The following is a 13,910-nucleotide window of genomic DNA, read 5'->3' as shown; positions in this document are numbered from 1 at the left end:
GGGGTTCAGGCCGTCCCCTTTGCCGGTCAGCATCGACTGTTCGAAAATGGGCTGTCGCGCGGCCAGGTCCTCTAACAGGCCGTGGAGGGCGGCTTCCTCTTCGACACGCAGCTAGGTCGGAGATTGCCGGACCCAGCTTGAGAGACGCAATCTTGTCTGCAATTGGGCCTGACGAACAGGGTCTCAGACTGCGGCTCCCTGCACCCGCGATCGGCCTGTCCGTGCTTGCGACCTCCACTTGTGCCCACACGTTTCACTCATCTGGTCGTGAACCTGACGGCCTCGCGGAGCGATGCAGCGGCACCGGTCAGATCGGCCAACCGGGCCGCCAGCGTTGCCTCGGCCAGACGCGGCGGAAGGGCGGTATTGAACTTCAGCCCGGCCAGTGCACGGGGGTCCACCGCCGGGAGGCACAGGTGGCCAGCGGCGTCCGCGGTTGCCCGCTTCCAGTCTTGGAGCGTGATGTCCTCACGCAGCCGGACGTATGTGTCCGTGGGGCGCTGAAGCGGATCGGTGATGGTGGAGAGGGTGGCGGCCAGAGTGGCGTTGGTGCGATAGCCGGCCCACGTCCACCACCGCACATTCGTGTCGCGGCCTCCCCGCATGACGACGGTGCCGTCGTGGTACACGAACTCGGCGCTCTCATCGCGCACGCGAGCGAGGGCACTTTCGGCACGGCGGGTGAGCCTGACTGGAGGGGCCGCGCCGAGCAGGATGTCGCGGGCCGCCCGTGTCAGCTCGTACGACGAGGTACGGGTCAGGCCGACGCCTCCCCACCGAGCCCGCCCGCCACTTTCCACGGGCTCGACGAAGCAGCGGCGGCGCGACCAGTCGATGTACGTCACCTGCCAGCTGCGCCCGGCGAGCAGAAGTCGGCGAGGGCCCACGACCTCGTCCGTGAGCAGCACGGGATCTGTGGTGCCGATCTCGGCGCGACCCGACAGCACAGTGAACTCCGGGGCGGCGGTGAAGACCGCGGTGAGATCCATGAAGTGCCGGTAGCCGAACCGCTTTTCGGCTTCTGGGCCGATGAACAGCAGTTCGCCGTCCCGGTCCAGATAGCCCTCCTCGACCAGATGGCGCACGATCGGCTCGGCGGAAGGGCCGAACGGACCGAGGCCTCCCCACCACTCCTGCCACAGCCGGTCACCGACCCGGTGCTCCTGGAGGCAGAGCGCCAGCACCTGTTGCGCGACGATGTGCCGGGGCTCCGCAGGAGCGATGACCGGCTCCACCCAGCCGCGCGACCAGAGCAGCAGAAGTGCCGCCGCGGACAGGAGGCCGGCGTCGTCGGTGGCGAGGAACAGGCAGTTGCGGCTGGATCCGGGCCGTCGACCGGTGCGGCCCAGTCGCTGCAGGAACGAGGCCACGGTGCTCGGCGCATCGATCTGGACGACCCGGTCGAGGTCGCCGACATCGATGCCCAGTTCCAGGGTGCTGGTGGAGACGATCACGCAGTCGCGAGCCTCCGCGAAGGCTTCCTCAGCCCGACGCCGCTCGTCTGCGGACAGCGAGGCATGGGACAGGAAAGTGGTCACGCCCTTCGCATGCAGCGCCGCGCCGAGCTCCTCGACCTGCTTGCGCGATTCGCAGAAGACCAGTCGCTTCTCGCCCTGGTGCAATGCCGCGATCACTGTCGCCGCATTGGCCAAGGACCCCACATAGTCGAGCTGGACATCCCCGGGCGGGGGCAGTTTCTGTACCTTCTCCTTCAGGTGCGGGGCGACGACCTGTGCCGTGCGCCGCCCGGCCTTTGCTCCCTGCAACCAGGTGAGCAGCTCCTCCGGGTTACCCACGGTCGCGGACAGGCCGACCCGCTGCACCGGGCGCCCGGTCACCCGCTCCAGCCGTTCCAGCACGGCCAGCAGATGCCACCCCCGGTCATCGCCCGCGAAAGCGTGCACCTCGTCGACGACGATCGCCCGCAGCCCGGAGAACAACGCCCGGTGGTCGACGTTGGCACTGACCAGCATGGCCTCCAGGGACTCGGGAGTGGTCAGCAGCACATCCGGCCGTTCGCGCAGGATGCGCTTGCGGCGGGAGTGTGTGACATCGCCGTGCCAGAGCGCGGCTGTGCGCCCCAGCCAGGAGGTGTACGTCTCCAGTCGGGGCAGCAGGTTGTTGAGCAGCGCCTTCAGCGGACATACGTAGAGAACCGAGGTGCCGTCCCAATTCTCCTGCGCCATCCGCGACAGCAATGGGAAGCACGCGGCCTCGGTCTTCCCACCTGCGGTGGGGGCGATCAGGACGGCGTCCGCCCCATCTGTCAGGGGGGTGATCGCCTCCTCCTGGAGGGTCCGCAGGCGGGGCCAGCCCAGGGTGTTCACGACGTGGTGGACCAACCCCGGGTGAAGCAGGTCCATCGGGTCGGGCGCCACGTCGCTCATGGGAGGTCCAGTTCGACATCATCGGCGCTGTCTACCGCCGCCGCGTTGCGTTCGACTTCGGTCAGCTCCGAGGCGTTCACCGTGAGTGCGTAGTGCTTGCGCGGATCGAAGTCCTCGAACTGGTCCACACGGTCGAGGACGTCGCCGACGAGCTTCTTGAGGAACAGGCGAGGCGCTACCCCCACCTTGCCCCCCAGCGCCCCGCCGACGGCCTTGGCCAGATCGGCGACATATACGTCGTCTGTGATCTCCTTGACTCGCTCAGCCGACGAAGCTCCAGACGCATACAGGTCCCTGATGGTCAGCCCGAGACCGATCAGCGAGTCCAGAGTGAAGCCCGGCAGCCTGAGCTGCACGGCACGCGGGTTGTCGAAGCGCGGATCGGTGGTGAAGTCGGTGGCCAGCCGTTGGGCCAGCGGAGCCAGACGCTGCACGCCCTGTCGGCCGTCGTAGAACGCCGGCGTGCCGGTGATCAACAGATAGAGGCCGGGGAAGCGTCCGGAGTGCACCTCGTCGATGAGCTGGCGTAGCGCGTTCAGCGCCTTGTCACGGGCATCGGAGCGGACCCGCTGCAGGGTCTCCACCTCGTCCAGAACGACGAACAGGCCCGCGTGCCCGGAGTCGCGCAGCACGGTGAGCAGCCCCTGCAGGAAACCCAGGGCGCCGAAATGGTCGAGGTCGCCGCGCACCCCGGCGGACCTGCGGGCCGCCGCGGCCACATGCGGTTGTCCGCCCAGCCACGCCATGACGGCTGAGGCGGTGGCCTCGTCTCCCGACTCGAGGGCCGTACGGTAACCCCGCAGCGCCGTCGCGAACGACGGGGCGTGCCGGGATACCTCGGTGAGTCGGGCGGTCATCAACCGCTCCACCTCTGTGGGCAGGTCTTCCTCCGACGCACCTGCGGCGAGAGCGTCCTCCTCAAGGGCGTAGAACCAGGCGTCGACGACCGGCCGGAGCGCGCTCGGGGGGAATCCGGGCGTGGTCAGCCGCTCGGTGAGGCGTCGGTAGACGGTCTCCAGCTTGTGCAGCGGGGTCTCGGTCTCAGAGACCTGGATCTCGGCGACGGCGAAGTTGCGCCGCTTGGCCCGCTCCCCGAGCCACCGCGCGAAGAAGGTCTTGCCCGACCCGTACTCGCCGCGTACGGCCTTGAACACCGACGCGCCCGACGCCACGGCGTCGAATTCAGAGTCCAGGGCACTCTGGAACCGGTCCAGGCCGGTGGCCAGCAGGTCGAGCCCGCTCTCAGGAACGGCTCCCCGGCGCAGCGCGTCGATCACGTCACGGCGCCGGGCGGCACTGACGGGTCCGTTTCGGCCAGGGCTGTCTGTACTCACCCCGACAGTCTCCCATCGGCCGAAGACAGGGAGGGCACAAGACGAAACGGACGGCCCTGGAGTGCACATGGACCGCAGTACGGACTGTCCGGCCATCTCCGGATCGCCGATGTTGGTGCACGATAGCGGCGTCGGTGAATGCCTTGACTGCCGCCAACCCCCTTGGTGCAATGACATGTTCACCGTCGTGAGGGACGGTGACGCAGCGTTCGGTCCCAGACGGAAAGACACAGCGTGGCACTCGACAGTCTGAAACTCAGCGATGCCCTTGCGGACGTCGCTTCCGGCGCCTTACAGCTCCCCGACTTCCAACGTGAGTGGAAGTGGGACGACGAGCGCATCAGGGCGCTCATCGCGACGGTGACACTCGACTATCCGCTCGGGGTGGTGATGGCGCTGCAGACCAATGGCACCTCACTGTTCCGCACCCGGACCCTCAAGGGCGCCGAGGATGCGGAGGGCGAGGTTCCTGATCTCCTGCTGCTCGACGGCCAGCAGCGATTGACCTCTCTCTTCCAGGCACTGCACCGGGACCGCCCGGTCGAGACGGTCGACGCCCGGGGCAAGCCCATGAACCGCTGGTACTACGTCGACATCGCCAAGGCCATCGGGCCACCGGCCGAACGCGACGACGCCATCGTGTCCGTGCCTGAGGACAAGATCCTTAAGACCGGCTTCAACCGCAGGGACCTCATCGACCTGGGTACCGTCGAAGGTGAGTGCGCCGCCGGCTACTTCCCCCTCCACTTCGTGTTCGACACCGAGCGAGTGAATGCCTGGCACCAGGAGTACGTGAAGGTCGACGTCACGAACTGGGGGCTGTGGGGACAGTTCCAGATGCACGTGCTCAACCGTATGCAGTCGTTCCAGGTCCCGATGATCAAGCTCGCGGCCTCAACGACCATGGACGCGGTCTGTGCTGTGTTCGAGCGGGTGAACACCGGTGGTGTGCCGCTCAACGTCTTCGAACTGCTGACGGCCACCTACGCGGGCAACCAGGAGTACGTGGCCGAGCACGGCGACTACTACAAGCTCCCCGACGTCTGGCTGGACATCAAGAAGGGCCTGACATCGTCATACCCCGTGTTCGGACGCATGGAGGCCGGTGTCGAGGACGGACTCAGCAGCAGCGATTTCCTCCAGGCCGTGGCTCTCGTCCGAACCTGGGAGCGCAAGCGCCAGGAGCCGCGCGCCGCGGTCTCCTGCAAGCGCCGTGACCTGCTGGAACTGCCGCTCGCCGACTTCAGCCTGCTCGCCCCGCGCGTGGCGGAGGCCTTCGAGTGGGTGGGGGCTTTCCTGGAACGGCAGTGCATCGTGCGCGCCCCCGACCTGCCGTACCGAACCCAGCTCGTACCGCTGGCCGCCGTACGGACGATTCTCGGCGAGGAGACCGAGAAAGCGGCGGCCGACGAGCTGCTCACTCAGTGGTACTGGTGCGGTGTGCTCGGCGAGATGTACGGAGGTTCTACGGAAAGCCGCTTCACCCGCGACGTGGAGCAACTCGTCGAACGACTCCAGGGCAACACGGAACTGGTCCCCGACACCATTGCCGAGGCGGCCTTCCTGGACGACCGGCTGGACACCCTCAGCACGCGCAACAGCGCTGCGTACAAGGGGGTTTACGCCCTTCTGGTCAAGCAGGGAGCGGTGGACTGGTACTTCACGGAGGCACCCCTGAACGCCGCTCGGCTGGCCGAGTACAGCGTGGAGGTGCGCCAGATCTTCCCGAAGGCGTGGATCGACAAGAACCACCGGGCCTACAGCAACAGGGCGAACTCGATCATCAACAAGACACCCCTGTCGCTGCGGGCCAGCAAAAGCATGACCGGATCGCCCGCCGGCTACCTCAAGACGCTCGCGCTCGAGTCGGGAATGCGCCCCGAGTGGTTCGACGACGTCATCGGCACCCACCTCATCGACCCTGCCGCGCTGCACACGGGCGATTTCGAGCAGTTCTACGAGAACAGATCCAAGCAGCTGCTGGAGCTGGTCATGTCGGCCATGGGCAAGCGCACCGTCTTCCGCGATGCGAAGGCCGGGTGACGCAGCCGTGCTCCGGACACCCTCCGACGAAGAACTGCTGGCGCTCAAAGGCCGGCGCATACCTCTCGTTGAGCTCCTGACCTGTTTCAACACCCGGTTCCGCAACGACCAGGCCATCCTGCACATCGAGCAGAAGCTGAAGGACGTCGGTCTCGCGACCCTGCCGTACTTCGCCACTTGCAGCAGCCAGTCCGAGATCCACATCGTTGCCCAGGAATCCGCAGCAGGGGACCAGGGGGACGGCGCGGACGAGGAGGATGAGGCGGGGCTGCTGCCTGGTGCGATGCCGCAGCAATCCTTCAGGATCGGTGACCTGCCGTGTGCACACGCCGGGGTCGACTCGATCACCCTCGGCTCGGACCTCACCGACGCGATCTACATCATGCAGGCGAAGAAGTACTCCCAAGTCCCAGTGCTGGAGGACCAGTACACGGTGACCGGCGTCGTCACCTGGCGCTCGGTTGCCATGATGCACGCAAGGGGCGAGGACGCCGTGCTGGCCAACGCGATCGTGGACGACCCTCCGGTCGCGCACGCCCACGACGACTTCTTCTCCTTGCTGCCCATCATCTGTGAGCACGGATTCGTACTGGTCAGGGCGAACAACGGACGGGTCAGTGGCATCGTCACCGCCGCGGATATCACCCAACGTTTCGACGCCACCGCATGGCCGTTCTTCGTTGTCGGCGAGATCGAGTTCCGGCTGCGCAAGTGCCTCGGCGCGAAGATGAGTGAGGACGCCATCCGTGCCGTGCAGCACAACGACAGGAAGACGGGGAAGATCGCGGACCTCATGTTCGGCCAGTACGTGATGCTGCTCGACGGCGATCAGCGCAACAAGCAGGGACACCGGAAAGAGGCGCTGTGCGCCGCGGCCGACCAGAACTGGCAGACCCTCGGCTGGACCGGGGTGAACCGCGTCCAGTTCGTGCACCAGCTCGACCGGGTGCGCAGCATCCGCAACCAGATTGCGCACTTCGACCCGGAGCCGCTGTCGCCTCAGCGGAGCGAGGAGCTACGCCAGTTCGTGGGGTTGCTGCGCCAGCTCACGTGACGGATGGTGAAGCCGACCCCGCGTCCCGGGGTCGGCTTCATCGATTTCTCTCAGTTCAACTCAAACTGGTCCCGCAGCAGTCCGGTGTGCAGCCGCAGGGTCCGCCCGTCCGGCAGCGTCTCCAGCACCTGGACACCGTCGTGATTGAGCAACTGCCGGAGCACGGCGGCGAAGCCGTCCGCCGGCCGGTTCGCGGGCAGTCCGACGCGCTGGGCGAGGGCAGTCATGGGCAGGGTGCCGCCCGCGTCCAGCAGAGCGTGTACGCCCTTTTCCACCCTGGCAAGGTCCGGTTTACGGGCGAGCAGCTGCACCTGTGCCGTGAAGACTTCGGACTTCAGGAGGGCGTCGACCAAGGCATCACTCGGAGACACAGGGGTTACGGACAGCAGAGCGCCCTCCTCGGATCCCGAAGGAACCAGCGCCACGTCGAACAGTGCCTCGTGGCTCTTGGCGAGTTCCGCCTCGTTCTTGCTCTTCTTGGGCGGCTTCTTCGGTACCGGTACCGAGACCGCGGCGGCTTGGGCCCGCGGTGGCTGCTCCTCCCCTCGCGGGACCAGTGACCACCAGCTCGGCTGCTGGTTCCCCAGCTCCCGCCAGCCGCTCGGCGGCTTCGCCCCGAAGGGCAGGAAGGCCAGCACCGGGATGGCGAACTCGGCCAGGGACGCGCCGCCGTGATAGCCGGCCTTGCGAGACGTGTAGCGGGTGTCGGCGTCCCAGAGGGCGACGATCTCGCTCTCCGGTTCCGGGTCGAGAACCCGAGGGCCTGTCAGCACGACTTCCTGCTCCACGAGCGGACCTCCGGGACCGCGGTGCCGCGCGGACCGCACATCCTCGGCGTCCACCCGCGCCGACCGTCGATCGATGACATGGCCGTGGTCGCTGGTGAGGATCACCGCTCGGCCCTGGTCCGCGGCAGACCGAAGCAGTGCTCGCAGCCCCCCTATGTCGGACAGTCGCCAGGCACCGTCACCGAGTTTCTGCTCGGAGGCCAGCCGGTCGTCCACGGTGTTGAGGACCACCGCCACATGCGTACGGTCGCCGACGAGCGCCTCGTGCAGTTCGGGCCCGAACGGCTCACCACTGGTCTCGGCGCGCAGATCGTCCTTGTGGAAGACCGCCACGTCCTCCCCGCCCCAGAAGCGGTGAGCGGGGAACAGCCTCTTCTCGTCGGCCTGCGTGCCCTTCATCAGCCGCGCTGCGAAGAGCGAGGTCCGCGACACGGCCGTGACCGTGGGGAGCGCGGCTGCCATCGCGCGGCGCCGCGGAGCGTCCTTCGCTCCGGGCAGCGGGTCGTACTCCGCCCAGTGGTCGCGCAGTTGCTCGCCGAGCTCGGCGGCGATGGCTGCGCTCATCCCGTCGAGCACGAGGAGCAGCACTCTCCGCTCCCCGGCCTTCACGACCGGGGCGACGACCTCGGGGAGGAACGTCTCCACGGCCGGCATCGAGCCGGGACCACGGTCGGTCGCCGCCCGGGCGGCAAGCACCTGGGCGAAGTGCCGGTCGATCTCGCGCCGACGGTCGCGCGCCGAGGCGCACAGAGCGTCGTACGCGGAGCGGAGCACCGGATCGGGATCGCCTCCGGACTCGATGTGCTCCAGTGCCAGGTCCACCCAGCCCGTCTCGGCGACGTGACGGGCGATGGCATCCGCCACCGTGTGGGTCTCGACCGGCGGGTCGGTCGCGAGCCAACGTGCCAGCCGCTGCGCCATGCGCACCCGCTCGATACGGACGCTGTAGTCGGGATCCCGGGCGAGCCGGTGTCGGCTGAGGGCCTTCACCGCGGGTGTGACCCGCTCGGGGCCGCCGCTCGACAGCGCTTCGCCGACAGCGGTGAAGCGTGCTTCAAGACCTGCCGCCAGTACGGGACTTGTCCCTGCAGCCCGTTCCGCCCCGAACTGGCGGGAAAGGGCGGCCGCCCGGTCGAGAACGAAGCCGGTCAGTCGCCGGGCCTCCGCTGCTGTTTCGTCACTGTCCGACTGTCCTGTCAGCAGCAGGGCGGAGACGAACTCCTCGCAGGACCGTCCGAAGGCCGCCGCTAGGGCGTCCAGGTGCTCACCCTGGGCGGGCGGCTCCTCTCCGAACCAGCGCTCGGCCCGCCCTCGGGCCCGGTAGTCCTCCGCGTCCGCCACGGCGTCGGCGTGGCCCCACAGCGCCGCGCAGAGCAGACCGAACGCGACGGCGTCCGGCCCGTGTTCCGCCGTCACGAGGGCGAGCAGGGCTTGCCCCGCGCGCCCAGCCTGCTCCTCTTCGCCGAGGAACTGTACGAGCCCGGCTCGCTCGGGCGCTCGCAGCGCCAGGAGCCGTTCCGGGCCGCCAGGCACGAGGGACCATCGCAGCAGGGTGTGGATGTCCAGTTCGTCACCGGCTCCCGCCGCGGAGCGGGAGATTTCGGCGTCCGGATCGTAGCGGCCGATTCCCAGCCTGCGCAGGGCGAGCGACGTCAGCGCCTCGCGCCGCGACAGGACACCGCCCGCCAGCTTCGGCCATCCGCCGTGCGGCGGAGCGGCGTCCAGCAGTGCCTCGGCAGCCCAGTTCTCCTCGAACAGCCGGTGGTCGGAGGCGCTGGCACCGAAAGCCTCCCGTACGACATCCCAGGTGTCGACGGCGTTGACCCGCTGCCGGTGCACCTTGGCCAGCAGATCGGGCCCGAGTTCCGCCTCCTCGCGGTCGGTGAGTACCACCAGCACGTCGGGCCCGGTGGCCGACGGCTTCTGGTGTGCAAGGAGCAGCTCGTACACGCCGAGGGGAGAGGGCGCCGCCGCGACCGCGGCCCGCCGCTGCTCACCCCACGGCAGCTCGTCCGGGCCGTCCCAGGAGGGCGCGGCCCGTAGCAGCACGACCCTGCGCTTGTCCGGCTTGAGGCCGGGCTGTGATGCCAGGTACTGGGTGATGGTCGCGGCATTGAGCCGCACCGCGCTGGTGGTGGTCACGGCCGCCGTACTCACTGTTCCCACACCTTCTCCGTCAGCTGCCTTCCGCTCATTCCACAACCCGCCAGCTGATCTCGATCTCTGCGTCCGGCTCGGCAGCCGCCAGTTCGGCCAGTTCGGCCTTCAACTCGGCCAGCGCACGGGAGGCCGTGGTCCGGCCCCCACCCGAGCGACGTCCCGCACGTCGTCCGCCATTGGTGCCAGGGTGGGTGGAGGGCACGGGCGGCCGGCTGGCGTCGGTGCTCAGGCTGATCGCGTCGGGCTTTGTGAGAGGTTCGGTCGGCGTGGGCGCGGCGTACGCCCTACGCGGGTCGGTGGTGGGTGCCTGGCTGCGCTCGATGACGGTGACGATGGACCGTCGTGCCTCCCGCAGCGCCTCCTTGAGGTCCTTGGTGCGCTGATCGACACGCGCCGCGCCGCGCAACTCCTCCAGCACCGCCTCACCCTGCGGCCCGTAGTTGGGCGCGAGTTTGAGCATGTCCCAGGCCGCGGTGGCCAAGGCAGCCGCGACGGACTCGGCCTGCTTGATCGACGCACCGTAGCGGCTCGTCGGCACGTCGCCGAGATCGAAGCCGGCGAAGGCGGAGATGACCTGCTTCGCCGCCGCGGAACCGCCGGCCGCCCCCTGGTCCAGCCCGCGCAGTTCGTCCAGCAGGTCCCGGGCCCGGCGGGCGATCGCCAGTCGGCCGGACTCGTCGGTGCCGTCCAGACCGAGCAGCGTTACGTGCTTCTCCAACTGCGCCACCAGATCGGCCGCGTGCGGCTGGTACGTGCGGGCCCGCTCAGTGATCCGCCGGGCGAACTGCCCGACCATCCGGCCCCGGCGCAGCCTGGGCGGCTCCTCGCCGAAGATCTCCCAGTAGCGGCGCCCCGCCTCCTCCCAGACGTTCTCCTCTGGCAGCGGCTGGGAACGCAGCGCGTCCTGCGGCTTGATCGCCGAGAGCTCGGGCGAGGGGTCGAGCAGCGCACCGGCCCGTACCCAGACCCGGTCGTCCATCTCCGCGTACGACGCGATGACCAGATTGGCGAGGAACGGCTCCAAACCCATCGGCGCGGGACGGTCGATCCACTCGGTGAGCTGCACGACGCTGAGGTCACCGGGACCGGCCTCGCCGCGCGCCTGGAGGGCGAAGTGCTCCGGCCAGCGGGTCGAGAGCCGGAAGTACGCCTCTTTCTGCTGGCCGAGCCCCAGGGGTGTGGCGACGCGCCGCATGAGGTCCCGTTCCTTGCCCGGGATCTCGGCCTGCCGGTCACCGGCTTCCGAGGCGCCGCGGATGTGCCCGAACACGGTCCGCGCGTCGGCGAGTTTGACGACGGTCCCCGTGCCGTCGGGGTCGAAGTCCGGGTGCGCGGGGAACTGGTGGGCCAGGAGCTTGCCCGCCACGTGCCGGACCGCGTCATGCAGGGACTGCCCGATGGAGACACGCAGATCCGGGACGTCGGGCAGCGGTTCCAAGTGCTCATTGAAGTCCGGAATGACGTCGCCGGGCTTCTTGGCCGCAAGGCCATAGGCCTGTTTGAACGCCGCCTTCACCGTCTTGGTCAGAGTCTCGCGCTGGTCTTCCAGCAGAGCCTTGGCACGGGCCCGGTTGTCGGCGTTCAGGTGCTGCGCGTAGCTGGTGTCGAAGCGCCGCTGGTCGGCGAGCGCGTAGTGGATGACGACCAGTCGTTGGAAGTCCTGGAAGCGGCCGGTGGACAGATGCGTGGGAATCCACCCCACCGTCCGTGGCCGATTTCCGGGAAGCCGACGGAGTTCGGCCATGCGATTGACGTCTTCGCGCCACCCGTACTCGCCTTCGTCGTACGGCAGATCGATGATCATCCGCCACAGACCGTCCTGGCTGGGGGCGAAGTCGTGGTCCTGCAGGTCGTCGTGGTCGGCGATGTTGCCGAAGATGACCTCCGCTGTGCGGTTCGAGCCACGCCAGACGAACTTCAGCTCGTCCGCGGTGAGTCGCTCCTGGAGGTCGATTCCCAGCTCCTCGGCGAGCAGTCGCTTGGCGAGGGCGCGGCGATTGGAGCGGTTGTTGTTGACGTTGGCGTTCGCGATGACCGAATCCACGTCCACGCCGGCCAATTCGAGCCGTACGCCGGGGTTGGCCTTGGTGCCGGTGGGTTTGATCTCCGCGAAGCGCGACGCCCACTCGTCGATCTTCGACTTGATCGCCCCGACCTCCGCCCCAGGGATGGGGGAGATGACCGAGCCGTGGTTGAGGGACGCGAGCCGCCGGATCGTCAGGTCCCGCAGCGCGGGCACACTGGGCGCCAGCGCGGACAGCAGAAGCGTGCACATCAGCCGGTCGTCGCCCACGAACGCCTTGCACCGCTGGACGAGCCCCTGGTCGGTGACGGTCTCGCGGCGGTGGCGGTAGCGCTCGATGTCCTCCTCGGTGACGTCGTACATCGCCAGGAGATAGGGCCGCAGCTTGGTGCGGTACAGCTTGTCCGCGGCCTGGAACTCCACCTTCAGACTGTCGACGAACGGCCGGTCGCCTCCATCCGCGATGACCGGGTAGAGGTCGCCCAGCGGGATGAGCTGCTCCAGCGTCGCGTCGTCGCGATGATCGGCCAGCAGCTGGCCCATGAGCTTCAGACCGGTACGGGAGCGCTGCAGCGCCGAGGAGATGTGGACCAGGGTGTCCATGAAAGAAGGCGAGAAGGGATACGTCAGCCGGAACGACGCCTCGTCGGCACCGGTCGTCCCCTCGTCGGATCCCAGCAACACGTCCCACACCTGCGGACCGACCCGCTTGATCTTCGCGAACGCCGCGTCGAGCTTGGCGGCGGCCTCCGCGCCCTTGGGCCTCAGGAGACGCGCGTGGGCGATCTGCGGGAGGTTGCGGTCCTCCAGCGTGATCTTGTCGAAGCGCCCGGAAGCCAGGTTGAGACTGTCTTGGATCGCGGTCTCGGCCGCCCCGGAGACCTCCTGGCCGACCAGCTCCCGCAGATCGCGCTGACGCGCGATGAACGACACGATCGGGATGGCGCGGCGAGAGTCCGCGCCCTCCACGAAGTTGGTGATCTTGTCCGCTTCGCGGGAGACGAACTTCTGGTCGTGGATGCGGTTGGCGAGCCAGAGGATCAGCTCGTCCATGAAAAGGATCAGCCCGTCGTACTTCAGCGACTTCGCATGCTCGGCGATGACGGCGAGGCCGGCGTCGAGCGAGATGAAGCCGTGCTCGTCCTCGGCGGCGTTCTTCGCGAAGCCGGGGAACCAGCTGGTGCTCGCGTCGTGCACCAGCTTGGCGCGCAGCTCGGCCGGGGTGGTCGGGTTGACCAGGTTGAGGTTGACCTCGGCGCCGTCCAGTTCCTCGGCGGTGAGGGCGGTGTTGAGGAGCGCCGGGGTCCAGGCGAAGGAGTCGCCCCACTCGTCGTCGGCATCGACGGTGTTCCCCTCGGCCGCGGCCCCGGCGAGCCCTTCGATGAACTTGTCGTCGCCCATACGATCCCTCAGCGCGCGGATGTCCGCGAAGAGGGCGTCGGTCCGGTAGACCTGCGGGGTGGGCGCATCGTCATGCAGTGCCTTGACGTGGCTGACGTACCCGCCGAGCACCCGCTGCTCCAGGGACTTGGCCCCGAGCATGTGGTACGGCACGAGGAGGAACCGCTTCCCGTCGGTGCTCAGCCATTCGTGCTTGGCCAGCACCGGATCGAAATCGGTCCGGGCGCGTGCGGCCTCGTCGCCCCGGAGCAGGGCGTGCAGCACGGCCATGAAGTGCGACTTGCCGGAACCGAACGAGCCGTGCAGATACGCGGCCTTCGACGTCTGCCCGTCCAGCGCGGTCTTGATCAGACTGAGCGCCTCGTCGAAGTTCTCCAGAAGGCGCTCGGTGACGACGTAATCCCGCAGCGCCCGCTCGGCGCCCTCCTCGGTGACGGCTTCGGCCAGCTTCAGGACGAAGTCCGACGTGGAGATGGACGTCTTGATGTCGATGACATCGCGGAGAAGGGGGGCCGTGGCGGCGGTCGGGGCCATCTCTGTCTCGCGTCTCCTGTTTTCCGTGTACTACGTCTACGTCCACCGGGCAGCGCGGCGCGTCCCCCCGTCGACCGGAACGGCGTGCGATGCCCGCACCGCACGCTGCTCCGGAAGCACCGTCCGCCACTGTTCACACATGTGGGGACGGTCTTCGATCGTATCGGGCGTGTCTGAAATGGGGGA

At 68.3% G+C, this 13,910-nt stretch carries 6 protein-coding genes; 2 read left to right on the top strand and 4 right to left on the bottom strand.

The genetic code is table 11. The annotated features are described in order from the left end of the window. Positions 1–257 precede the first annotated feature (257 nt). A complete protein-coding gene (locus tag IEY95_RS43795) occupies positions 258–2,387 on the bottom strand; it encodes a DEAD/DEAH box helicase (protein ID WP_189191871.1) in 2,130 nt (709 codons plus the stop codon). Beyond that, positions 2,384–3,721, bottom strand: coding sequence for a BREX system ATP-binding protein BrxD (brxD, locus tag IEY95_RS43790; RefSeq protein ID WP_229703780.1), 1,338 nt, complete (start codon positions 3,719–3,721; stop codon positions 2,384–2,386). The genes IEY95_RS43795 and brxD overlap by 4 nt, the downstream gene beginning before the upstream one ends. Positions 3,722–3,955: 234 nt before the next feature. Here brxD and IEY95_RS43785 point away from each other — a divergent pair, with 234 nt between their 5' ends. Then, positions 3,956–5,764: a GmrSD restriction endonuclease domain-containing protein gene (locus IEY95_RS43785; RefSeq protein WP_189191870.1), complete on the top strand. Its 1,809-nt coding sequence runs from the start codon at positions 3,956–3,958 to the stop codon at positions 5,762–5,764. A 7-nt stretch (positions 5,765–5,771) separates the two neighbouring features. Next, entirely contained in the window at positions 5,772–6,818 is a 1,047-nt protein-coding gene (locus IEY95_RS43780) for a CBS domain-containing protein (protein ID WP_189191869.1), read from the top strand. A gap of 50 nt (positions 6,819–6,868) precedes the next feature. Here IEY95_RS43780 and pglZ read toward each other — a convergent pair whose 3' ends face one another. Together pglZ and pglY are read right to left on the bottom strand one after the other, a co-directional pair. Next, positions 6,869–9,763, bottom strand: coding sequence for a BREX-2 system phosphatase PglZ (gene pglZ, locus IEY95_RS43775; RefSeq protein WP_189191868.1), 2,895 nt, complete (start codon positions 9,761–9,763; stop codon positions 6,869–6,871). A 34-nt stretch (positions 9,764–9,797) separates the two neighbouring features. Beyond that, complete coding sequence (pglY, locus tag IEY95_RS43770; protein WP_189191867.1) at positions 9,798–13,724, bottom strand: BREX-2 system ATPase PglY; 3,927 nt, start codon at positions 13,722–13,724, stop codon at positions 9,798–9,800. Between the last annotated feature and the right edge of the window lie 186 nt (positions 13,725–13,910).

The organism is Streptomyces albiflavescens, from assembly GCF_014645835.1.
Classification (GTDB): Bacteria; Actinomycetota; Actinomycetes; order Streptomycetales; family Streptomycetaceae; genus Streptomyces; species Streptomyces albiflavescens.
This window is presented reverse-complemented; position numbering and strand designations above follow the sequence as displayed.